Origin of the sequence: Streptomyces sp. GD-15H, assembly GCF_045291515.1 — a bacterium.
Lineage (GTDB): Bacteria > Actinomycetota > Actinomycetes > Streptomycetales > Streptomycetaceae > Streptomyces.
Window position 1 is genome coordinate 1,463,807 of sequence record NZ_CP149447.1, and the last position, 21,639, is coordinate 1,485,445.

20 protein-coding genes and 5 pseudogenes are annotated in these 21,639 nt (G+C 67.1%); 9 read left to right on the top strand and 16 right to left on the bottom strand.

The window, feature by feature from the left end; all coding sequences use genetic code 11:
* Positions 1-5: 5 nt before the first annotated feature.
* Positions 6-1,667 (bottom strand): recombinase family protein, encoded by a 1,662-nt coding sequence (locus tag WJ438_RS07150; protein ID WP_406724452.1) that lies wholly within the window; start codon positions 1,665-1,667, stop codon positions 6-8.
* Positions 1,668-1,844: 177 nt separating this feature from the next.
* Here WJ438_RS07150 and WJ438_RS07155 point away from each other — a divergent pair, with 177 nt between their 5' ends.
* Positions 1,845-3,029 carry a group II intron maturase-specific domain-containing protein gene (locus tag WJ438_RS07155; RefSeq protein WP_406724453.1) on the top strand — a complete coding sequence of 395 codons (1,185 nt, stop codon included), beginning with the start codon at positions 1,845-1,847 and terminating at the stop codon, positions 3,027-3,029.
* Between the two features lie 43 nt (positions 3,030-3,072).
* On the opposite strand, the gene WJ438_RS07160 is transcribed toward WJ438_RS07155, so the two are convergent.
* Together WJ438_RS07160 and WJ438_RS07165 are read right to left on the bottom strand one after the other, a co-directional pair.
* Positions 3,073-3,477: a hypothetical protein gene (locus WJ438_RS07160; protein WP_406723465.1), complete on the bottom strand. Its 405-nt coding sequence runs from the start codon at positions 3,475-3,477 to the stop codon at positions 3,073-3,075.
* On the bottom strand, positions 3,474-4,328 hold the full coding sequence (locus WJ438_RS07165; protein WP_406723466.1) for an IS5 family transposase: 855 nt from the start codon (positions 4,326-4,328) through the stop codon (positions 3,474-3,476). Before WJ438_RS07165 ends, WJ438_RS07160 begins: the two co-directional genes overlap by 4 nt.
* 142 nt (positions 4,329-4,470) lie before the next feature.
* Between WJ438_RS07165 and WJ438_RS07170 the strand changes: the two are divergent.
* Positions 4,471-4,989: pseudogene (locus WJ438_RS07170) on the top strand (IS30 family transposase); the annotation flags it as partial.
* Between the two features lie 7 nt (positions 4,990-4,996).
* Positions 4,997-5,245: pseudogene (locus WJ438_RS07175) on the top strand (integrase core domain-containing protein); the annotation flags it as partial.
* Here WJ438_RS07175 and ltrA read toward each other — a convergent pair.
* Positions 5,178-6,479 carry a group II intron reverse transcriptase/maturase gene (ltrA, locus tag WJ438_RS07180; protein WP_406724454.1) on the bottom strand — a complete coding sequence of 434 codons (1,302 nt, stop codon included), beginning with the start codon at positions 6,477-6,479 and terminating at the stop codon, positions 5,178-5,180. The pseudogene WJ438_RS07175 and the gene ltrA overlap by 68 nt on opposite strands.
* An 832-nt stretch (positions 6,480-7,311) precedes the next feature.
* Here ltrA and WJ438_RS07185 point away from each other — a divergent pair.
* Positions 7,312-8,529, top strand: coding sequence for an IS110 family transposase (locus tag WJ438_RS07185; protein WP_406724455.1), 1,218 nt, complete (start codon positions 7,312-7,314; stop codon positions 8,527-8,529).
* On the opposite strand, the gene WJ438_RS07190 is transcribed toward WJ438_RS07185, so the two are convergent.
* The 7 genes and pseudogenes from WJ438_RS07190 to WJ438_RS07220 all read right to left on the bottom strand — a co-directional run.
* On the bottom strand, positions 8,513-8,836 hold the full coding sequence (locus WJ438_RS07190) for a transposase (protein ID WP_406724456.1): 324 nt from the start codon (positions 8,834-8,836) through the stop codon (positions 8,513-8,515). The genes WJ438_RS07185 and WJ438_RS07190 overlap by 17 nt on opposite strands.
* Before the next feature lie 211 nt (positions 8,837-9,047).
* The gene (locus WJ438_RS07195; RefSeq protein ID WP_406724457.1) at positions 9,048-9,491 is read right to left on the bottom strand and encodes a hypothetical protein; all 444 of its coding nucleotides are present in this window, start codon (positions 9,489-9,491) and stop codon (positions 9,048-9,050) included.
* 188 nt (positions 9,492-9,679) lie between these two features.
* A complete protein-coding gene (locus tag WJ438_RS07200; protein ID WP_406724458.1) occupies positions 9,680-10,315 on the bottom strand; it encodes a GMC oxidoreductase in 636 nt (211 codons plus the stop codon).
* Positions 10,312-11,304 carry a GMC family oxidoreductase gene (locus WJ438_RS07205; protein WP_406724459.1) on the bottom strand — a complete coding sequence of 331 codons (993 nt, stop codon included), beginning with the start codon at positions 11,302-11,304 and terminating at the stop codon, positions 10,312-10,314. Before WJ438_RS07205 ends, WJ438_RS07200 begins: the two co-directional genes overlap by 4 nt.
* A complete protein-coding gene (locus WJ438_RS07210) occupies positions 11,301-12,773 on the bottom strand; it encodes an aldehyde dehydrogenase family protein (protein ID WP_406724460.1) in 1,473 nt (490 codons plus the stop codon). Before WJ438_RS07210 ends, WJ438_RS07205 begins: the two co-directional genes overlap by 4 nt.
* A gap of 281 nt (positions 12,774-13,054) precedes the next feature.
* The gene (locus WJ438_RS07215; protein WP_406724461.1) at positions 13,055-13,402 is read right to left on the bottom strand and encodes a hypothetical protein; all 348 of its coding nucleotides are present in this window, start codon (positions 13,400-13,402) and stop codon (positions 13,055-13,057) included.
* Positions 13,403-13,905: 503 nt separating this feature from the next.
* Positions 13,906-14,103, bottom strand: a pseudogene (locus WJ438_RS07220) (IS481 family transposase); the annotation flags it as partial.
* Positions 14,104-14,175: 72 nt separating this feature from the next.
* On the opposite strand from WJ438_RS07220, the gene WJ438_RS07225 reads away from it, so the two are divergent.
* The 3 genes and pseudogenes from WJ438_RS07225 to WJ438_RS07235 all read left to right on the top strand — a co-directional run.
* Positions 14,176-14,550, top strand: a complete 375-nt coding sequence (locus WJ438_RS07225) for a transposase (RefSeq protein WP_406724462.1) — start codon at positions 14,176-14,178, stop codon at positions 14,548-14,550.
* Between the two features lie 29 nt (positions 14,551-14,579).
* Positions 14,580-14,798, top strand: a pseudogene (locus tag WJ438_RS07230) (IS3 family transposase); the annotation flags it as partial.
* Positions 14,799-15,064: 266 nt separating this feature from the next.
* Positions 15,065-15,193 (top strand): annotated as a pseudogene (locus tag WJ438_RS07235) (IS3 family transposase); the annotation flags it as partial.
* 31 nt (positions 15,194-15,224) lie between these two features.
* Here the strand turns inward: WJ438_RS07235 and WJ438_RS07240 are convergent.
* From WJ438_RS07240 to WJ438_RS07250, 3 genes are all read right to left on the bottom strand, one after another.
* Positions 15,225-16,616: an IS30 family transposase gene (locus WJ438_RS07240; RefSeq protein ID WP_406724463.1), complete on the bottom strand. Its 1,392-nt coding sequence runs from the start codon at positions 16,614-16,616 to the stop codon at positions 15,225-15,227.
* A gap of 224 nt (positions 16,617-16,840) precedes the next feature.
* The gene (locus WJ438_RS07245) at positions 16,841-17,245 is read right to left on the bottom strand and encodes a hypothetical protein (RefSeq protein ID WP_406723465.1); all 405 of its coding nucleotides are present in this window, start codon (positions 17,243-17,245) and stop codon (positions 16,841-16,843) included.
* Complete coding sequence (locus tag WJ438_RS07250) at positions 17,242-18,096, bottom strand: IS5 family transposase (RefSeq protein WP_406723466.1); 855 nt, start codon at positions 18,094-18,096, stop codon at positions 17,242-17,244. The genes WJ438_RS07245 and WJ438_RS07250 overlap by 4 nt, the downstream gene beginning before the upstream one ends.
* Positions 18,097-18,439: 343 nt before the next feature.
* Here WJ438_RS07250 and WJ438_RS07255 point away from each other — a divergent pair, with 343 nt between their 5' ends.
* Positions 18,440-18,922, top strand: a complete 483-nt coding sequence (locus WJ438_RS07255; protein WP_406724464.1) for a hypothetical protein — start codon at positions 18,440-18,442, stop codon at positions 18,920-18,922.
* A 21-nt stretch (positions 18,923-18,943) separates the two neighbouring features.
* Here WJ438_RS07255 and WJ438_RS07260 read toward each other — a convergent pair whose 3' ends face one another.
* Positions 18,944-19,810, bottom strand: coding sequence for an IS5 family transposase (locus WJ438_RS07260; protein WP_406724465.1), 867 nt, complete (start codon positions 19,808-19,810; stop codon positions 18,944-18,946).
* A 399-nt stretch (positions 19,811-20,209) separates the two neighbouring features.
* Here WJ438_RS07260 and WJ438_RS07265 point away from each other — a divergent pair, with 399 nt between their 5' ends.
* Positions 20,210-20,506, top strand: a complete 297-nt coding sequence (locus tag WJ438_RS07265; protein ID WP_406729621.1) for a helix-turn-helix domain-containing protein — start codon at positions 20,210-20,212, stop codon at positions 20,504-20,506.
* A gap of 620 nt (positions 20,507-21,126) precedes the next feature.
* On the opposite strand, the gene WJ438_RS07270 is transcribed toward WJ438_RS07265, so the two are convergent.
* Positions 21,127-21,540, bottom strand: coding sequence for a transposase (locus WJ438_RS07270; RefSeq protein ID WP_406724466.1), 414 nt, complete (start codon positions 21,538-21,540; stop codon positions 21,127-21,129).
* Positions 21,541-21,639 lie beyond the last annotated feature (99 nt).

Here is a 21,639-nt window from a genome sequence, read left to right on the forward strand (position 1 = left end):
GAGCGTCAACGCCCCCAACGCAATAGATAACTCGGGCCGCGGTCACCCTCCGTGTCGGAGTCGCGGTCGTGGTGCCGGCTGGTGGGGCCGGGCTCGCGAATGGGGATCCGGTGGCGGATGGTGATCTTCTCGGGTCCGATCAGGACGTCCTGGACCAGCAGCCGCAGGACGCGCTGGCGCTCTTCGATGCCGGCGGTGGCCGCGTTGTGGCGGAGCTGGGCAAGAAAGCCTTCCAGATCGTCCGCGAGCTTCAGGTAGGCGTCACGGTCGGCGAGTTGGGCTTGAAGGGCGTCGAGCTGACGGCGGAGGTTGGCCTCGCGGGCCCGCAGGCCGGGCATCCGGGCCCGCAGCTCGTCGATGGTGATCAGCTGTTCCTGGAAGGCTTCGATCATGCGGGTGATCGCGGTGGTGGCCTTGGCCAGCGCGTTTTCCAGGCGGGCGTGCTGGCGGGTGGCCAGGTCGCCGGCGCGGACCTGCGTCAGGCGCTGGTCGATCTCGGCGCGGATCAGCGCCGGGTCGGCGAGCAAGCCGGTGATGTGGTCCCAGACGACCGCATCGAGGTAATCGGCGCGGACCGGCTTGCTGGCGCAGACGCGGCCGCCCTCGTACCGGTAGTCGTCCAAGCCCAGGCACCGGTAGTAGTAGATCTTGTTCTTGGCGGTCGTCGTGGTGTGGCTGCGGTAGTAGCCGTATCCGCAGCTCGCGCAGGCGATCATGCCCTGCAGCAGGGAGGGGACCCTGCTGTTGCGGGAGGCGAACCGCTTGTTGTCCTGCAGCCGCTGCGCGGCCCGGTCGAACGTGGCGCGGCTGACGATGGCGGGGACGGGGATGGTGATCCACTCCTCGCGCGGGCGGTCCACGGCCTTGACGGCGCGCGGGGTGGTGCGGCCTTCCAGGGGGGCCCGGCGATTGAGGGCCGTCGGCTCGTGGAGGGCCTGGGTCTTGCCGAAGACGGCCTGCCCTGCGTAGGCGGGATTCTTCAGCATGCCCCAGACCACGCTGTGGTCCCAGCGCTTCTTGCCGGTGCGGGTGCGGGTGCCGGTGGCACTCAGCCAGCGGGTCAACTCCGCGATGGAGGTGCCCTCGTCGGTGTAGCGGCGGAACAGCTCGGCCACCAGTGCCGCCTCGCTCTCGACGATCTCATAGCTCGCCCCGCACTCGGGGCTCTTGCGCCGGTAGCGGTAGCCGAACGGGGCCCCGGACAGCACGTTGAGGGACCCGGTGCGGGCCCGGTAGGCCTTCCCGCGCCGGTAGCGCTCCATCAGCTGGGCCTTCTCGTACTCGGCGAACATGCCCTGAAACTGCACCAGTAGCTGGTCCTCGGGGGTATCGCCGCGTGGGCCGCGCACGAACTCCACCCTCGTGCCGACGCGGGCGAACTCCTCGATCAGCAACGCCTGGTAGGCGAACTTGCGGGCGAGGCGGTCCGGGGCGTAGCACAGCACCACGTCCACCTCCACCTGCGCGACCAGGTCCCGCAGCCGCTCCAGTCCGGGACGCACCAGGGTCGCTCCGGAGTGGCCCTCGTCCTCGAAGACCCATTCCTCGGGCAGCTCAAGATGCAGCTTCGCGGCGTGCGCGCGCAGCGCCGCCGTCTGGGAGGCAATCGTCTGGTCCTGTCGTTGCCGGGCCGAGGAGACCCGGGCGTAGATCGCCGCGCTCGTCATGCTGCGGCGCTCCTTCCTGGCCGGTCCGCAGGCGGGCCCGCCGCTGGGGTACCAAGATGGCGTAGGCCGCCGAGAGGTCCGCGGCCGCCAGGCGGTCGAAGACGCACTCGGTCTCGACCTTCGCCCCGTTCATCGCCGTACTCGCCGGGCTGTCGCCCCGGCCCCCTGCAGAGGGCTGTGGCCGCCGGCACCGACACCATTGGCCATGAGCAGACCGTACCGCCGGTCATCTCAGCCGTCCCCGGCCCGCCGCGGCCGCTCCAGCCGCCGGTAACTCAGCGTGACCTCGAAGCAGAAGTTGCCCATTGCGTTGGGGGCGTGATCAGCCCGTTGCTCTTCAATGTGGCCCTGCACGGGATGGAGGAAGCCGCAGGGGTCCGCTACTTCACGACTGGCAGAGACGCCGGGAGTACGCAGAGCGGCAGCCCCGTGCTGGTGAGATACGCAGACGATTTTGTCGCGATGTGCACCAGCCGTGAGCAGGCCGGACAGGTCAAGGAACGGCTGGCGGCATGGCTGACGCCCAGGGGGCTCGCCTTCCACGAGGACAAGACTCGCATCGTCCACGCGGAGAGCGGATTCGACTTCCTGGGATTCAACGTCCGCCGCTATCACGGCAAGCTGCTGATCAAACCCAGCGCAGCGGCTCAACGACGGATCCGGGAACGGCTGAGTACCGAGATGCTGGCCCTGCGAGGGGCCAATGCGGGTGCAGTGCTCAAGAAGATCAACCCGATCGTGCGAGGTTGGTCGGCCTACTACCGGACGGTGGTGTCCAGCGAGGTCTTCACCGCGCTGGACAATCACATGTGGAAGCTCGCTTACAAGTGGGCCAAGCGCAGCCACCCGAACAAGCCGAAGCACTGGATATCCGACAAGTACTTCGGCCGGTTCAACAGGGCCAGGAAGGACCGGTGGGTGTTCGGCGACCGCGACAGCGGCGCCTACCTGCTCAAGTTCTCCTGGACGAAGATCGTCCGGCACCAGCTGGTCAAGGGCAGGGCGTCCCCGGACGACCCGGCGCTTGAGTCGTACTGGGCCGAGCGGCGTCGCAAGGGACCACCTCCACCAGTCGACGGCATCACCGTGCGCCTGCTCCAGGCACAGCAAGGTCGTTGTCCGGTCTGCGGAGGGCTCCCGTTGCACGCCGATCACCCGCCGCGAAGCCCGCAGGAATGGGAAGCGTGGCGGGCCGTCATCAGGAAGGCGATCTCCAAGCAGTACGTCGCGTTCCCGGGCGGTGGCTCACCGGGCGATCAACGGCTCCGTCTCCTTCACACCCTTTGTCAACGGCGGAGTGGAGCCGCCGAGCTGACGAATCCTGCACTTTCTCCTGCCCACGGGCCCTTGGGGCTTGCTTGAGCCGTGTGCGGTGAACAGCTGCTTGCACGGTTCTGAGAGGGCGTTAAGTCCGTTTCTGGTAGCGGCCCCGTCCGGGCTGGGTGAGGAAGCCTTGGCGGGTGAGGCGCCCGAGGCGGCTGCGGGTGACGTTCATGCATGGGTCGTCGGTGGGCATGCCGAGGAGTTCGTGCAGTTCGCGGACCCGGAATGCCTGGTCGGGGTGCTGGTTGAAGGCGTTCACGATGGCCTGGTAGGCGGTGGTCGACTCGGACGGACCGGCCTCGTCTCCGTCTCTGGTCGGCGTGAGTTCGACGATGACCTTCCGGGTGGTGGCCAGGTCCATGAGACGCGCTTCGGTCTCGGCGAGCACGGCGGTCAGGTGCTCGATCTGGCCGCGGAGTTCACCGGCCCGGGCGGTGGCCTCGTCCTGCTGGGCCTGGAGATCCGTCAGGAACTCGGTGATGTTCACGCGGCCGCCCGGACGGTGTCGCGCCAGGCCGGTGTGGGTGTGGTGAGGCGGCGGGCCATGTTCGCGGTGGCGGCCCAGTAGACGCGCGAGGCGGCGTTGTCGGGACGGTGGTCGTACTCGCGGGCCAGGCGCCGGTGCAGCATCAACGTGCCGTTGACCTGCTCGACCACCCACCGTTTCGGCTGTGGGACAAAGCCCTTGCCCTTCTCGTCCGGGTTGCGGCGGACGGTCTCGACGGTGATGTCCAGCAGGGCGCCGTGGATGATGACCTCGTCCTTGAATCCCTGGTCCACCAGGGCCTTCTCCAGGCGCATCCCGCACCGCTCGGCCACCTGGTCGAGCAGGGCCACCCCGGCGGCGTTGTCGTGCGCCGACGCGGCGAGCACGACGACCCCGATGATCAGTCCCAGCACGTCGACGGCCAGGCCCCGCTTGCGCCCCGGCGTCCGCTTGCTGGCGTCCAGCCCCGTCGTGGTCTTCGGGACTCCCGCGGCCGCGCGCACGGACTGGGTGTCGATGACCACGAGGGACGGGTCCTCTAATCGGCGGGCCTTCTCCCGCACCTGGCAGCGCAGGAGTTCCTGGATCCGCTGGTCGAGCCCGTCCTTGCGCCACAGCGTGAAGTAGTAGAACACCGCCGACCAGGCGGGCAGGTCATGGGGCAGGTAGCGCCACTGGCAGCCCGTCCGGTTCTGGTAGAAGATCGCGTTCACGACCTCCCGGAGATCACAGGTCCCGGGATCCTTGGTCGCCGACCGCGCCACCCGGTCCTGCTTCCAGGACGTGATCATCGGCTCGATCAACGCCCACTGCTCGTCCGATAAGTCGCTCGGATACGGCTCACGCTCCATGCCGATATCCGAGCATGCACATGCCCAACCGCTGCCCCGAACGGCAACCAGTCACACGAACGAGCGATCGCGAACCCAGAGAGATGGGACTTAACGCCCTCTGCAGGGGGCGGGGACGCAGCAATGCGTCCCCGCTACCCGACTGATCATCGGGGCGAACCGCTCGGCGATCGGCACCGTGGTGGAGCGCACGAGCCGATTCACGGTGCTGATTCGTCTCCCGCGTATGGAGGGCTACGGTCTGGAGCCGCGGGTGAAGAACGGTCCGGCGCTGGCCGGCTACGGCGCGGAGACGATGAAGGACGCACTCTCTGCCTGGCTGACCACGTTGCCCGAGCACGTGCGCAGGTCCCTGACCTGGGACCGTGGCAAAGAGCTTGCCCAGCATGGGAAGTTGACGAGCGAGACCGGCATCAAGGTCTACTTTGCGGACCCGCACAGCCCCTGGCAGCGCGGCACCAACGAGAACACCAATGGCCTGCTGCGGCAGTACTTTCCCAAGGGCACCGATCTCTCCCGCTGGAACGAGAGGGAGCTTGAGGCGGTCGCAGCCTCGCTCAACAGCAGGCCACGCAAGACGCTCGGCTGGAGGACGCCGGGAGAAGTCCTTGCTGAACACCTACACTTGGATCACCGAACCGATGTTGCGACGACCGGTTGAGTGCGGGCAATACGTATCAATTCGGTATACCGAGAGGCTGTCCGACAGCGGGGCTTCGGCCTCGGTCGGCTCGGTCGCGGACAGCTATGACAACGCGATGGCCGAGGCCTTGAACGGCACCTTCAAGGCCGAGCTGATCGAGATGCAGGGCCCCTGGAAGGACGTCGAGCGGGCGATCTTCCAGTGGGTCACGTGGTACGACGAAGAGCGTCTGCACTCCGCGCTCGACTACGTACCACCGGCCGAGTACGAGGAAGCCCGAAATGGCGCAGGTATCGGAAGGTGGCGTGCGAGACGCCGAAACGGAAGTAGGCGGTCCAGCCCCGCAGCACCCGGTTGAGGCGGTGCAGCAGGACTTCCAGCGGCAGATTGGTGTCCTGTCGGCATACGTTGCGCACCTTGTCCTTGACCGACGCGAGCGCCTTCTTGGACGGGTAGGTGTAGACGTAGTGCCGGTTGGTGCCCTTCTTCCGGTGGCGCTGGAGGCGCCAGCCGAGGAAGTCCAGGCCCTCGTCGATGTGCGTGATCTTCGTCTTCTCCGGCGACAGGCGCAGGCCCATCGGGGAGAGGACCTCGGCCATCCAGTCCCGGATGCTGATCGCATCCTCGCGGGTCCCGGCGACGAGCACGAGAAAGTCGTCCGCGTACCGGCAGATCCGGTAGTTGGGCCTGCCCGTTGCCCGCCGGTGGGCCCGGCGACTGCGGGTGGCTCCTGGTCCTCCCGGTCCCGCCGCGATCGCCTCGTCCAGTACGGACAGGGCGATGTTGGAGATCACGGGTGACAAGATCCCGCCTTGCGGTGCACCGGCCCTCGACTCCTTCAGCCCGGAGTCCTCGGTGAGGACCCCGGCCTTGAGGAACGCCTTCACCAGATCCATGACGCGTTTGTCCCCGACCCGGGCACGCATCCGTTGCAGCACGGATGCATGCCCGATGTTGTCGAAACACGCCTCGATGTCGCCCTCAACCACCCACTCGTAGGAGCGGGAGGCCAAATGGTGACTCTCGGCGATCGCGTCATGGGCCCGGCGCTTGGGGCGGAACCCGTAGGAACACGGGAGGAAGTCCGCCTCGAAGATCGGCTCCAGGACCAGCTTCAAGGAAGCCTGGACCACCCGGTCGCGGATCGTGTTGATCCCCAGGTAGCGGACCTTGCCGCCCGCCTTGGGGATCCCACGCTGCCGCACCGGCAAGGGCCGGAAGGTGCGGGCCTTCAACTCGGCCCGCAGTTCCGTAAGGAAGCCCTCCAGTCCGCGCACGTCCTCGATGTAATGGGCGGTCACGCCGTCCACTCCGGCCGTGCGTGCACCCTTGTTACTCCGCACCCGCATCCACCCTGCAAGCAGGAAGGCCGGGTCGCAGACGAGATTGTGCAGGTCATCAAACCGGCGGAGAGGATCCTCCGCCGCCCAACGGTGCAGCTTGGTCTGGATCTTCAGTACCCGGCGTTCGGCCGCATACGCGACCTCCTCCAGCTCGTCGGTATTCACCAACGGCCTCCTGACATTCCAGCTTCCGCACTGCCGACTTGCTGGCCCCCTTCGCCATGTACGCGCCTTTCGCGCGCTCGGACTACTACGGGGCCTCCGCCCCACCACGAGACCGCCAGCCGGCGACGGGCCTGCCCCCACTCCCGGTCTGGGCGAACGGTGCGGGGGTGGTCTCGGATGGTTCCCACGTTCCCTGTGTGCCGATCGGCCAGGATGGGTGCCCTGCTTTGCCCCGGCAGCCTCGCCGTGCCTACGCCGCAGTCCTTCGGCACGGCCGCCGGACCCGCAGACTTCTCGGATTCCGGAGTCGGCGGCCCGCATGTAGGGCAGCCGCGTACTGCATCCCGGCCCAGATCCACCAGGTTGGAGCCGGTACAACGCTTACGGAGCTTTAACCGCAGGTTCCTCACGTACACCTTCTGGCCTCGCTTGCCGGACCCGCGCCGTCTGGCAGTACCGGCGCGTCCCGTCGTTGTCGGGGCTGCTTCCCGCCCTCCCCGGCGTCCCCCGGGTCGGACTGCCCCCAGCTTCTACCGGACCGCTGCGACGGCCCGGCGGTGGTGGTCTTGCACCACCACTCGGTCACACAGAACTTCGTGGCGCACCCATGCAGCGTTTGAGGACATCGCGCCCTACCTTCTTCTCGGGTCTGAACTGGTCATTCGTAGGATCGGTGGACCCAGGGGCTCCGGGTATGGCTCACATCGCGCTGCGCCGTCGGATGGTTCATGGAGCCTGGCCGCCCGGAGCCCCGCGACGACTCGACCGCCAATTGGGAACTGCGACTCGATCGCTGCGTAGGGCAACGCCGGCGAGGTCGTCTGCGGGATCGATGTACGACGTACTGACGGAGGTGACCGTGCCTGAGACATGGGCCGGGGTGGACATCGGTAAGACGCACCACCACTGCGTGGTGATCAACGCGGAGGGTGCGCGACTGCTGTCCCGCCGGATCCCAAACGACGAGAGCGAACTCCTGGCCTTGATCGGGGAGGTCCTGGAAATATCGCGTGACGTGCTGTGGGCCGTCGACCTCAACCACGGCGGCGCCGCCTTGCTGATCGGGCTGCTGGCCAGCCATGAGCAGCCCGTCGCCTACCTCACCGGACTCGCGGTGCACCGTGCCTCAAGCACCTACCGGGGCGAGGGCAAGACGGACGCCAAGGATGCCTTCGTCATCGCCGACCAGGCCCGTCTCCGCCGGGACCTCGGCCTGCTCCGGCCCGGCGACGAAATCGCCGTCGACCTGCGCACCCTCACCAACCGCCGCCTGGACCTGGTCTTCGACCGCACGCGGCAGATCAACCGACTGCGCGCACAACTACTGGAAGTCTTCCCCGCCTTGGAGCGGGTCCTGGACCTGACGGACAAGGGCCCGCTGATGCTGCTGAGCGGATACCAGACTCCGGCAGCCATCCGTCGCTCCGGGGTGAAACGGATCGAGACCTGGCTGAAGAACCGCAAGGTCCATGGCGCCGCCACACTCGCCAAGACCGCCCTGGACGCTGCCCAGGCCCAGCACACGGCGTTGCCGGGCGAGAAACTAGCCGCCGCTATGGCGGCCCGCCTCACAAAGGGAGTGATGGCCCTCGACGAGGAGATCGCCGAGCTCGACGCCCAGATCGAGGCCCGGTTTCGCGAGCATCCGCATGCCCAGGTGATCAGCACCCTGCCTGGGATGGGGCCCAAGCTCGGTGCCGAGTTCCTCGCCGCGCCCGGCGGCGACATGGATGCCTTCGGCACCGCGGACCGGCTGGCCGGCTTCGCCGGGCCGGCGCCGCAGCCACGCGACTCCGGCCGCGTCAGCGGCAATCTCCGCCGGCCCCGGCGCTGCCATCGCGGCCTCCTGCGGGTGATGTACCTCTCGGCCATGGTCAGCCTGCGCTGCTGTCCGGCCTCCAAGGCGTACTACGACCGCAAACGAAGCGAGGGGAAGGGGCACAAGCAGGCCCTCCTGGCCCTCGCCCGCCGACGCATCAACGTCCTATGGGCCATGATTCGTGACGGAAATTCCTACAAAACGCCACCCTCTGTCACCGCCGCGGCTTGACATCCTGATTGGGAAGCTCCATCTCCGGCTCGCGGATGCGCTTGTTCTTCTCGCCCATCTCCCTGCGCAGCCGCTCCGGCTCGGCACGCTCACTCTCGCGCAGCCGGCCGCTCCCCTCCGCCGCCGGTGCCCGCCGATCGGAGGACGGCGAACCGTTGCGTCGCCAACGCGAGACCCAGCTGTGCGGCGTCCCGGGGTGGACCCCGAGTTCCTCGGCGACCTCAGGAACCGGCTTCCCCGTCTCGATCACGATGCGTACAGCGCCCTCGCGGAACTCAGCGTTGTACAGCTGTTGCTTGGACCCCATGAACCTCAGTTTCCTCTGCAATCACGGGCTCCACGGTACGAGGGGAGGAACACGAGTCATGAGCCGCCGGCCCCGCACGCACCCCGCGTGCGGGGCCGCCCGCGTCGATGCAACGCCCCTGCCGCGTGCGGCCGTGCGGCCTCGCCCACCGGCCGGCTGCTTGCGGCGCTAGCCCGACTTCCGGCCAACGTCCCGCCTCGTCAAGGGTCGCTCAGCCCCGGCAGCAGAGTCGGAGGAACGAACGATGACCACCACGGCCCGGCCCCCGCGGACCCGCATCACCAACGAGAAGCACGCGCCCAGCATGTCGGCGGTCCAGGCTTGCGGCGGCCTTGGCGATGACGTCGCCGATGGCCTCGAACGGGTTGGGGATGTCACCGATGCCCGGGATGCCGCCACCGAACAGGTTCCCGACGTTGGGGAGTTTGGGGATCCCGGGCAGCCCCGGCACGCCGGGGAGTCCGAGCCCGGGGAGCCCGCCGTCGCAGATCGCGTCGAGGATGCCGCAGCCGTCCGGGAGCAGCCCGGTGGCGCCGTCGAGGACGTCGCCAGCACCGTTGAGCAGGTTGCCGGCACCGTCCTTGACCCCAACGGCTGCGTCCTTGCCGCAGTCGATCGGGTCCTTCGCGCACTCGACGGCGTCGAGGAACGCCACTTTGTCGTCGTCCTAGCCGCGTCGAGCAGGCCCGACCCGGCCAGGTGGGCGCTTCGGTTCACCGTCAGCCTTGAACGCCTCACGCAACAGCTTCGTCGAGCTGTCGGCCGCCGTCCAACGATCCGTGGGCAGACGACTCAGAGTCGAGCGAGAAAAGAGCCTCGCTCGACGCTGAGTGCGACAAGCCGTCAGCTCGCTTGTGCCTTGATCAGATCGGCAGCTCGCCAAGCGAACGCAATCGTGGGAGCGTTGCAGTTGCCAGACACCATGGTCGGAAACACCGACGCGTCCACGACTCGCAACCCCTGCACACCACGCACACGAAGATCCGAGTCGACAACGTCGTCGTCGTTCGGTCCCATCGCACAGGTCCCCAGCGCGTGATAACCCGTGGAGCCGTTCAGCAGGATCTCTCGCTCGATCTGCTCGACGGTGTTGACAGACTTCCCAGGAACTGTTTCGAACTCCACCAGCTCCGACAGCGGACTGCACTCGAGCAGCTCGCGCATCTTCAGGAACCCCTTCACCGTGACGTCTCGATCCTCCTGGGTCGCCAGGTAGTTCGGGTAGACCGCTGGCACATCGCCTGGAGCAGAACCCGTCACATGGACGGAACCCACGCTGGTCGGGCGCAGCGCGTAGATCAGAAAGTTCAGGCCGGCCTCGCGTTCGGGGATCAGCTTGGAATGCTGCACCTCGTTCAAGTCGACCTCCCCTGGCCTCTCCACCGAGAGAGGTGAGAGAAAGGCCTGGATTTGAGGACGGTCGCTCGTCTCGTCTGCCTTGAAGTACGCGGCGAGGTCGTAGGCCGGTTGCGAGATCACGCCCTGACGCGACACCAGGTACTTCGCGCCCGTCCACCCCTGAGCCAGCTTCGACCTGATCTGACGGTTATAACCGAGATTCGGCTTGAGTCTGGCCTGCAGCCCGACGGCTCGATGTTCGCGCATCTTCTCGCCCACCTGAGGAGACTCGACCCGCAGATCGATTCCGGCGGCGCGCAGCACGTCCCCTCGGCCGATTCCTGCGCGCTCCAGCGTGAGGGGGACTCGAACGAACCCATGCTCAAGATGACCTCTCCCCTGGTCCGGTACTCACGTGCCCCCACTTTGGACCTGCAGCGAACCCCGGTGACCCGCGTGCCGTCGAACACCAGGTCGGTCACCTCGGTGTCCGTCAAAACGTGCAGGTTCTTGCGATCTCTCACCGGCCGCAGGAACGCCCGCGCCGTGCTGACCCGCGTGCCGCGCCTGGTCGTCGACGGCGCGTAGCCGATGCGCTCGTCGTCGCTCGCGTTCACGTCGTCGACCCGCTTCCAACCCAGGTGCCCACCGGCATCGATCATCGCCTCACACACAGGCTCGGTCCGGGTCGGCACGGAGACGCCCAGCGGCCCACCCTCTCCGCGAGTGGGTGACGCCCCGAGCGAATGGTCTTCCATCTGACGATAGATCGGCAGGATGTTGTCCCAACCCCACCCGGGGTTCCCGAGATCAGCGATGGCGTCGAAGTCAGCGGCGAAGCCGCGGTTATAGTGCAAGCCGTTGATCGAGCTCGAACCGCCGAGGACGCGTCCTCGGCCCCAGATCTCGGTCTGCTTGTTGGGGCCAAACGGCGTCGTCTCGTACTGCTTCTTGACCTTGTCCGGCAGGTAGTAGAAGCCCTTGGGGACGAAGATCATCGGACTGCGATCTCGACCGCCCGCTTCTAGGAGCAGGACCGTGGTATGAGGATCAGCCGACAACCTGTTGGCCAGCACGCATCCCGCTGACCCGGCCCCCGCGATGATGTAGTCGTAGGTGTCCGAGCTCATACGGCAGCTCCGGCCTCGGCCGCAGGAAGGATCACCTTGATATTCGACATCTCGAGCATTCCTTCCAGGCCACCCACTCGCCCGTACCCCGACTGCTTCATCCCGCCGTACGGGGCTGCCAGCGACGGGAACCGCCCGCCGATGCTGAACTGACCCACTCGCACCTTGGAGGAGACGAGACTCGCCACTTGGGGATCGTTCGTGAAGATGGTTCCGTAGAGGCCATATTTCGAGTCGTTCGCGATGCGGATGGCGTCCTCGATGTCGTCGTACCGGATCACGCTGTAGACGGGGCCGAAGACCTCTTCCTGCGCGATCTCCATCGAGTTCTTGACGCCGGTCAACAGAGCAGGCCGCAGGTAGATGCCCTCGGTCAGCCCCTCGGGGACGTCGCCGCCATATTCCAGCGTCGCACCCTCCGCGATGGCTCTTTCGATGAACGCGAGCGACCGATCACGCACGCGCTCAGCAGCGAGCGGACCGTACTCGGTCTTCGGGTCGAGCGGGTCACCGATCTTCAATGCCTTGAAGCTCTCGACCAACCTCGCTACGAGCTCATCATGTCGCTCGCTCGACACGAGGATTCTCGAGCTGGCGATGCACATCTGGCCTTGGTTGCTGACGGCGCCGCCGACGAGGACGGGCAACACTTCATCCAAGTCGACATCGTCGGCAACGATGGCAGCCGTCTTCCCTCCGAGCTCCAACGTTACTCGAGCGATGCGTGAGGCGGCCACCGAAGCGACCTCCGCCCCGATCTTCGTCCCGCCAGTGAAGTGCACTGCGGAGAGGCGCTCATGGGCGACGAGGTACTTGCTCACGTCGGCGTCCGCCGCAAAGATGCTCAGCACACCCTCCGGGAACCCAGCCTCGTGAGCTGCCGCGGCGATCACGGCGCCGACCAGGTAGTTCTCGGGAGGCAGCTTGAGAATGACTGGGTTACCCATGAGCAGGGCAGGCACGACCGACATGCCCAACCCACTGACCGGCCCGTTGTAGGTGCCAATCACGAGCGTGGGCCCGATCGCCTCACGATGGATTTCGACGGCGCCAGTTGCCGTTTCACGGTGCTCGACGAACTCGATGGTGGTGGCCAGCGCCAAAGCGTCCTCGACGAGCACGAGCCCGCTGTCGGTCATCGCCTCGGCGAGTGTCAGCGGCATGCCCGTCTGGCCGGCATTCGCGGCGCTAAGCGCTTCGAACTTCGCTCGCAGCGCGTCGAGCCAGCGCTGGGCGAACTCGGCACGGTTGGACGGCGCTAGGTCTGCCCAGCCGCCTTCGTCCCAGACCCCTGCGGCCGCGTCGACCGCTAGCTGCGCATCGGCAATCGTGGCCTCGGGGAGGCGGGCGATCAGCTTGCCGGAGTGAGGACTCATGACCTCGACTGTCGAACTACTTGCTGGCTGCCGCCACTGGCTGCCGATGAACAGCTCACTGGTGTTGATGATCTCGAGCGGAATTTTTGCCATGGAATCTTCCTCTGGTGTGGGAGTTGTCTTAGAAGTCACTTTGTTTAAAGCGCCCGATAGGCGGTCCCGTCGACGACCTCTTCACCGAAGATGCGTCGCTGATTCTGGATCGGCGTCTCGTTCGGATAGAGGCCGATGTCTTCGCGAGCGCGGTCGTGACCATGCGCCACGAGCCCATCAGCACGATCGGCTCCTCACCATTCAGCACTCGGAGAGTCTGGTAGATCGTCGGGGAGGCCAGCGCGCCGAACGCCGCGCCGACGTCGGAGCTGAGCTCACCATCAAGCAGCGGCTTGATGTACTCCGACTGAAGGTTTCACGAACTCACAGTCACCTTGCCGTCCGGATTGATCCGCTTGAGCGTTGCCGTCAGAGGCGTGATCACGTCGCCGTAGGCGGGCATCAGATAAGAGGTCGGGCTTCCGCAGGAATAAGTTCGTCATGGTCAGGCTCAAGGTGACGATCATCAAGATGGCCTGTGACGCGAGAATGTTGTTGATGTTCCCGGTGGAGCCGAAGGTCTTAGGCGCCAAGATTAGGGCGGCCACGATCTCCACGGTGAGCATCAAGAGCAGACCGTACTTGGCCACAGCCACGCGGGCGAAGTCGTTGCGCCCGCGCTGGGGCACATTGCCGTCCGTTGCTGCCGGGACCTCCCGGAGGCCCGCGGGTGTCTCGAGGACCTCTGCGCTGCCTCGGCCGCCAATACGTCTCATCACTGCGACTGACCCCCCGTGTGTCACCTGTGTGTGATCGGCGTTACATGATTCGGATGCGGATACGGTGTCAGCGACAGCTGCGTAGATCCCGGTGGCCGAGGACAACTTTGGGTTCGGAAATTGTGTGCATGCCCTGAAGCGACTGAGTTCTCACTGTGCGGACGGGCCTTCCAGGACCCAGCCGACTTGGGAGGAAGCCGAGCATCATGGTCCCGGCGGGCGGCGTGGGCCTAGTTGAGCCCGCGTGGCAATTACCCGCTTGCCCTGGAGAAGCCACAAGATCGAGGGCCGTGGTCGTGGTCGAGATCCTGCACCGAGGTTGGTCAAGCCCAGCAAGCGCTCCTGCACTATTGACCCCGCTGCGGTGACGGCCGTCGTGGATCGCGGCGTATATGAAGCAGCGGGGGTGGCTCGCGGTTCCATCCAACATGGCACTTGCCGACGAATCGCCACCAACCACCACCGCCGGGGAGTTGCGGCAACTGGTGACGTCGACATGGATCAGTCGCCGGGTCGCTCGCGCTCGTAGCGGCGGTCCGGCTCGCCGGTGACCCGGTCGATGTGGCTGACTCGGTTGAGTCGGCACCGGCCAAGACCGCGTGATCGGTGGAAAAATTGAAGCTTCCCCTTGAGGTTGGACACCTGGAGACTGGGACGTGCCGTTCCAGAGGAAGCAGTGCCAGGTGGGAAGCAAGAGCAACCGCAGCAGGCGGTACTCGGAGGAGTTCAGGCGCGACGCGGTCGCGCTGGTCCGCTCCTCCGGGAAGACCGTCACCGAGGTGGCCCGGCAGATCGGGGTCAGCGCCGAGGGCCTGCGGAACTGGGTCAAGCAGGACACCATCGACCGCGGGCAGGGGGCTTTGGGCAAGCTGACGAGCGCGGAGCGGGAGGAACTGCGCCGGCTGCGGCGGCAGCATCGTGAGCCGACCGAGACGATCGAGGTGCTGCGAAAAGCGGCGGTCTTCTTCGCGAAGGAGAGCGATCGAAGAACGAGGCGTACGCGTTCATTGAGGCGGAGAAGACCGCCCACCCAGTCGCTCCGTTGTGCCGGCTGCTGAAGGTGGCCCGGGCCTCCTTCTACGCCTGGATGGCCGGCGAGCAGGCCCGCGCCACCCGCCGGGCCGCCGACGACGCCCTGGCCCACGAGATCACCGTCTTGCACATCGCCTCCCGGTGCACCTACGGGGTGCCGCGCATCCATGCTGAACTGCGCAGGCTGGGCCGGCGGGCCAACCGCTGGGGGTACCCCCGCTTGCGGGGAAAGGTGGAGCGGATCGTGCGTGAGCGCGACATCGCCGGGGTCACCCGGCGCAAGCGCCGATCGCTGACCCGTCCGGCGAAGAGGGTGGTGCCCGCCGCGGACCTGATCGGGCGTGCCTTCACGGCCGGCGCCCGGGCCGGAAACTGGTGGGGACATCACCTACATCCCCACCGACGAAGGCTGGTTGTACCTGTATGTTCTGTGGAATCTGAGCCACCACGAGCCCGCAGCTCGGACACGGCCTGTACCTGCGAAGATTCCCACCGAACAAGGATTCTGTGGACTGCGACGGAGGAGCATTCCACAGAATGGCAACCTGGCTGGACCTGGCGACCCGCGAGATCGTCGGCTACTCGATGGCCGACCACCACCGCGCATCCCTGGTGGTCGACGCACTGGCCATGGCCGCCGGTCGCAGCGACCTCCAGCCCGGCTGCATCGTGCACTCGGACAGCGGAGCGGAGCCCGGACTCAACCGGTCGTCGCAACACCGGCCTGTGGGATCAACAGTAGCTGCTCGTTGAGGGCCTCGCCCGGGGTCTTCCAGCCAAGGGCCTTGCGCGGTCGGCTGTTCAAGGTGGCAGCGACCGCATTGAGCTCGCGAGTGCCGTAGCGGGAGAGGTCCGTTCCCTTGGGAAAGTACTGCCGCAGCAGACCGCTGGTGTTCTCGTTGGTGCCGCGCTGCCAGGGGCTGTGTGGGTCGGCGAAGTAGATCTCCAGCCCGGTGTCGATGCGTAGTTGGGCGTGCTGGGCCATCTCCGTTCCCTGGTCCCAGGTGAGCGTCCTGCGCAGTTGTTCGGGCAGCGTGGTGATCGTGGTGGCGATGGCGTCCCGGACCGCCTCGGCCCCGTGCCCGGCCAGCGCGGGGCCGTTCTTCTCTCGCGGGCCGCCGTGGCCCGGCATCGGCGGGAGGTGCAGCAGCATCGTGAACCGGGTGGTGCGTTCGACCAGTGTGCCGATCGCGGAACTGTTCAGTCCGATGATCAAGTCGCCCTCCCAGTGGCCGGGAACGGCCCGGTCCTCCACCTCGGCCGGCCGCTCGCTGATCCTGACCTGGTCGGTGACGAACTTCTTCCCCGTCCCCGGGTGCGGGCCCGCGGGACCCGCAGTGCCCGCCCGGTACGCAGGCAGGCGGTCAGCTCGCGGCGCAGCCCGCCTCGTCCCTGGATGAAAAGCGCCTGATAGATCGCTTCGTGCGAGATGCGCATGGTCTCGTCCCCAGGGAAGTCCAGCGGACAGGCCGGCGATCTGTTCAGGACTCCATGCCCTGCCCCAGCGCCGGTCTGCACGTCGCCCGTGACGCCGTTTCTTCCACGGCACATCCGGACCGGCGACCTCGCTGCCGTCGCCCGTGTGAACAGTACCGGCCAGCCGGTTCTGCACGTAGTCACGCAGCCGCAAATTCGCCGTCAACTTGCAGGACTTGGGGCGACGTGCCTGCCGGTCGGCATGCCACTGGGCGACCGAGGCCCGGTAGTCCAGGCGCCCAGAGCGGGTGGCCGCGTTGCGGCGCAGTTCGCGGGAGACGGTCGACGGCGAGCGCCCGGTTTCCCGCGCGATGTCGCGCACCCCGCAGTCCTTGGCACGCAGCAGCGCGATCTCTTCACGCTCGGAGAATGACAGATATCGGCCCGAGGGCTCGTCCAGGCTGATCGGTGGCATGCCGCCACCCTCGCGGAACCACCGGCCGCCCAGCGGCTGCGACACCCCGCACGCGGCAGCGGCCTCCTCGCTCGACAGACCCTTCGCGATGAACCTCCAGAACTGCCGCTTCTCCACGGCCCGGTTGACCGGTGGCCTGCCCGGGGAACGCAACGCGGACCGCCCCGTCACAGCCGTCGTCCACCCTGCCGGTCGTCCCATGAACACCTCCACCATCAAGGTGTTGCGACGACCGCTTGAATCCACCGAGTACACCGCTGACGAATTTCGCCCGGGAGATTGGTCGGTTGGGGCTGCGGCAGAGCATGGGACGAACCGGCTCGTGCTACGACAATGCCGCCGCCGAGAGCTTCTTCGCGCTGCTAAAAGCGGAGATCGGCACTCGCCGCTGACCCGACCGGACCACTGCCCGCGCTGAGAGGGCGTTAAGTCCGTTTCTGGTAGCGGCCCCGTCCGGGCTGGGTGAGGAAGCCTTGGCGGGTGAGGCGCCCGAGGCGGCTGCGGGTGACGTTCATGCATGGGTCGTCGGTGGGCATGCCGAGGAGTTCGTGCAGTTCGCGGACCCGGAATGCCTGGTCGGGGTGCTGGTTGAAGGCGTTCACGATGGCCTGGTAGGCGGTGGTCGACTCGGACGGACCGGCCTCGTCTCCGTCTCTGGTCGGCGTGAGTTCGACGATGACCTTCCGGGTGGTGGCCAGGTCCATGAGACGCGCTTCGGTCTCGGCGAGCACGGCGGTCAGGTGCTCGATCTGGCCGCGGAGTTCACCGGCCCGGGCGGTGGCCTCGTCCTGCTGGGCCTGGAGATCCGTCAGGAACTCGGTGATGTTCACGCGGCCGCCCGGACGGTGTCGCGCCAGGCCGGTGTGGGTGTGGTGAGGCGGCGGGCCATGTTCGCGGTGGCGGCCCAGTAGACGCGCGAGGCGGCGTTGTCGGGACGGTGGTCGTACTCGCGGGCCAGGCGCCGGTGCAGCATCAACGTGCCGTTGACCTGCTCGACCACCCACCGTTTCGGCTGTGGGACAAAGCCCTTGCCCTTCTCGTCCGGGTTGCGGCGGACGGTCTCGACGGTGATGTCCAGCAGGGCGCCGTGGATGATGACCTCGTCCTTGAATCCCTGGTCCACCAGGGCCTTCTCCAGGCGCATCCCGCACCGCTCGGCCACCTGGTCGAGCAGGGCCACCCCGGCGGCGTTGTCGTGCGCCGACGCGGCGAGCACGACGACCCCGATGATCAGTCCCAGCACGTCGACGGCCAGGCCCCGCTTGCGCCCCGGCGTCCGCTTGCTGGCGTCCAGCCCCGTCGTGGTCTTCGGGACTCCCGCGGCCGCGCGCACGGACTGGGTGTCGATGACCACGAGGGACGGGTCCTCTAATCGGCGGGCCTTCTCCCGCACCTGGCAGCGCAGGAGTTCCTGGATCCGCTGGTCGAGCCCGTCCTTGCGCCACAGCGTGAAGTAGTAGAACACCGCCGACCAGGCGGGCAGGTCATGGGGCAGGTAGCGCCACTGGCAGCCCGTCCGGTTCTGGTAGAAGATCGCGTTCACGACCTCCCGGAGATCACAGGTCCCGGGATCCTTGGTCGCCGACCGCGCCACCCGGTCCTGCTTCCAGGACGTGATCATCGGCTCGATCAACGCCCACTGCTCGTCCGATAAGTCGCTCGGATACGGCTCACGCTCCATGCCGATATCCGAGCATGCACATGCCCAACCGCTGCCCCGAACGGCAACCAGTCACACGAACGAGCGATCGCGAACCCAGAGAGATGGGACTTAACGCCCTCTGAGATCTTCGCCTTCATCGAGACCTTCTACAACCGCAAGCGGCTACGGAAGCATCCAGTCTGGGGCTACCTCACCCGCTGGAGACCCGGCAGCGACACGAACAAGTACACGCCCTCGCGGCGTAAGAACCGTTCTCGAATCCGATGACCGTGAAGTGGTCTCTTGATCGTTTTGCTTGGGGTGGGTGCGGCGGAGCAGATTCGGCGCCGTTCGTGTCCCCGGCCGATTGGGAGATCAGCTCGTGTCGCACCTGACCCGTGACAAGGTCGTCGATGAGTGGCTTGCCGAGGCCGAGCTGGCGGTGCGGACCGCGCAGGAGGTCCTCGAGGCGGCCGAGCGGGAACTTCGGGCAGCGCAGGGGCGGCTGATGCGTCTGCGGGCGGCGCGGGAGGTCGCGGCGGAGGCCGACGCGGTGGTGCGGGAACATGCCGGCGAGGCACCGGCGGGGACGGTTCCGTCGGTGCGGGCCGAGCAGGCACTGGTCCCGAAGTGGCGTCCGGAGATCGACTTCGCGCAGTTGCCGCGCGACTATCCGCAGATCGCGCGGGTGGTGAAGGAGGCCGGACCGGAGGGGATCCGGGCGGTCGAGGTCCATCGGCTGCTGGGATGGCCGGACACCGACGGCTCACGGCAGAACGTGCGCAACCGGTTGCAGCGCCTGACGCAGAAGGGCTGGCTGCGGCTGGTGAGCCGCGGCGTGTACGCCTGGGCCACCCACGCATAGCCGCCCCGGTCCCGCCCGAGGTCAGCCGGCCGATTGGGGCTCGGGCGCCTCGACGGCCGCGACACGGCGGACCATGATGCGGATCATCGCCCACTTCACCATCGCCTCGTGCACCGCGGGAAGATACTCGTAATCCCTCGCCAGGCGGCGGGAGTTGACCAGCCAGGCGAGCGTGCGTTCCACGATCCACCTGCGCTTGAGCAGCACAAACCCCTTCGCTTCGTCGGGGCGGCGGACGATGTCGACGTCCAGGCCCAGCTTGGTGCGGGCCCACGCCACCAGCGAGCCGGTGTAGCCGCCGTCAGCCCACACCTTGGTCACCTCGATGAAGCCCCGGCGCAGCCGGGTCAGCAGCGGCACGGCCACGTCCCGGTCCTGCAGACCGGCGGTGGTCACACAGACCACCAGCAGCAGGCCCAGGGTGTCCACCACCAGGTGCCGCTTCCGCCCGTTGATCTTCTTCCCGCCGTCATAGCCACGGCTCTCCGCGGCGACATGCCAGGACGCCTTCACGCTCTGGGAGTCCACGATCGCCGCGGTCGGCCGCGCCTTCTTCCCCGCCGCCTTCCGGGCCAGCTCGCGCAGCGCGTCGTGCTGGGCGTCGAGGAACCCGCACGCCGCCCAGCGGCGGAAGAACCGGTACACCGCCTTCCACGGCGGGAAGTCCACCGGCATCTCGGTCCACTTGATCCCGTTGTTCACCAGATACAGCACTCCGTCGATCATGACCCGGTGGCAGTAGCCCTCCGGCCGCCCGCCCCGCCCTTGCAGCCACGCCGGCACCGGGATCAGCTTGCGCACCACCCGCCACTGCCGCCGGTTCAGATCCGAGCCGTACGCGCGCTCCCGGCGCGTGCCATCGGCCGCGTTCCCGGCCCGATGCGCCATGCAGCCACAGTTGTGATCAGCAAACTTGCCCGACGTGACGGCCTCGGCTGTACTGGCATGCATCAACGGGACCTCGGTTTCGGCGTGTTGAGGAAGTAGAGAGCCCTCACGCTAGAACCAGGTCCCGTTGCCATGCCGCGATCTTCCCTCTCCCACGACCGCTCGCACATCAGTCCAGGTCACACCGTCGCTATCCGGATTCGAGAAGAGTTCTAAGCATCCAGCTCCGGCTGCACCTGCGAATACGCCAGTCACGAGCGACACCCCAAGCATGCCGGAAAACCAGGCCGACCCCGGCGTGAGCCTGGTCCAGGCCACGCGTGTGGTGTGGCGTAGCCGCTGCGACGACACCCTGACCATCTCACCGAGGACGATCTGCAGCGCGCGGTCGACAGCCGTATACCCGAGGGTGTCGACCTCGACTGGAAGAAGGACTTCTACCAGGGCACCGACGCGGGCAAGAAGGAACTCGCCAAGGACGTGTGTGCCATGGCCAACACTGTCGGCGGCATGGTCGTCATCGGCGTCGACGACGGTAAGCAAGACCACGCACACGCCCTGGCTCCCTTCGAGCCGGTCCAGGGCCGCGGCGAGGAGTGGATCCGCTCGGTGCTCGCGAACTGGATCCAGCCCATCGTTCCCAACGTGGGCGTGCGAGCTATGAAGTCCGCTGTCCACGAAGGCAAGATCTACTAGCTGCTCACCGTGCCCGCGAGCACCCAGGCCCCGCATGCGGTCGCGGCTCCGGGCAATGAATACAACTTCCGCGTGCACGTCCGGCACGGCACCACGACCCGCACCCTCGCCGAATCCGAGATCGCCCAGCGGTACCGTGACCGCTTCCAAGCTGCATCCGAAGACGTCGACCGCCTACACCAAGCCGCCGACGCGGGCTTCCGATACCTGTCGGGCTACCTGACCAGCGAGGCGCACGGCGGTAGCCCCGCGGCGACCTATACCCGGGCTGGGTCAGCCTGTCCGCGGTTCCGGCCGTCCGCGGCACCCACCCCCTGATCACACAGGCGGAGCGGAGCGCGGCGTTCGACCGCTTCTGCAAGCTCGCCGGCGAAGGAGTGACCACCCACGTCAAGCCGAACCGTCCCGTACTGGTCGGCCACTACCAGGTCCGCTTCGAAGGCGTTCCAATCGGTCAACTCCACCAGGACGGCAGCTTCTACGCCGCGCTGCCCATCAACCTCCAGAGCAACCAGTTCGATTCCGCCGGCCCCAAGTGGCTGTACCAGCGCGGACTCGAACTCGACCTCGTGGCTCTGGTGCAGGCTGCCGCAGCCTGGGCGGCGGATAAACGATGCCTGTCACCCTTCGTCACCACCGATTACGGGACAGAGCCGTTGACCGTACAGGCCTGTTGCACAGGGCGCGCAGGTGGGCCAGGAGAACGCTTTTGGCTTCTCCGGCGTTGTCGGGTGCGGATGAGGGTGTCGGTGCCGTGGCGGTGGGCGGGCAGCAGTGCTGGCAACGGCGTTGCCGGGCCTGAGCATTCCGGCCAGGGTTTCACTGGTGTTGTCCGGGAAGCACAACAGCGGGTGGTAGCCGAAGCTGCGCTTGTAGGTGGCCGCCACCTGCTCTTTCTCGGCGTGGCAGTTGACCAGGGTGGCGTCGGTGCCCAGGACTGGGCCCGGCAGGTGGCCTCCGCCGCGGGGGCCACGGGTATGCCGCTGCCCGTCTCGGCGGCCTGCAGCCAGGCAACCTCCCACTCCAACTGCCATGGAGCGCCCGGGCAGGTGATCTGTACCACGTCGGCCCGGGTGGCCTTGTGCGAGGATCAGTTTTCGAATGTACTAGGGCTTCCTAGTATATCTACTCTC

Coding starts and splice junctions, on each gene's coding strand:
- WJ438_RS07165 (WP_406723466.1), bottom strand. CDS start 4,328: ATGGAGCGTGAGCCGTATCCGAGCGACTTATCGGACGAGCAGTGGGCG.
- WJ438_RS07210 (WP_406724460.1), bottom strand. CDS start 12,773: ATGGCAAAAATTCCGCTCGAGATCATCAACACCAGTGAGCTGTTCATC.
- WJ438_RS07250 (WP_406723466.1), bottom strand. CDS start 18,096: ATGGAGCGTGAGCCGTATCCGAGCGACTTATCGGACGAGCAGTGGGCG.
- WJ438_RS07270 (WP_406724466.1), bottom strand. CDS start 21,540: ATGGCAGTTGGAGTGGGAGGTTGCCTGGCTGCAGGCCGCCGAGACGGG.
- WJ438_RS07260 (WP_406724465.1), bottom strand. CDS start 19,810: ATGGCGCATCGGGCCGGGAACGCGGCCGATGGCACGCGCCGGGAGCGC.
- WJ438_RS07205 (WP_406724459.1), bottom strand. CDS start 11,304: ATGAGCTCGGACACCTACGACTACATCATCGCGGGGGCCGGGTCAGCG.
- WJ438_RS07190 (WP_406724456.1), bottom strand. CDS start 8,836: ATGGGGTCCAAGCAACAGCTGTACAACGCTGAGTTCCGCGAGGGCGCT.
- WJ438_RS07240 (WP_406724463.1), bottom strand. CDS start 16,616: ATGGGACGACCGGCAGGGTGGACGACGGCTGTGACGGGGCGGTCCGCG.
- WJ438_RS07185 (WP_406724455.1), top strand. CDS start 7,312: ATGTACGACGTACTGACGGAGGTGACCGTGCCTGAGACATGGGCCGGG.
- WJ438_RS07150 (WP_406724452.1), bottom strand. CDS start 1,667: ATGACGAGCGCGGCGATCTACGCCCGGGTCTCCTCGGCCCGGCAACGA.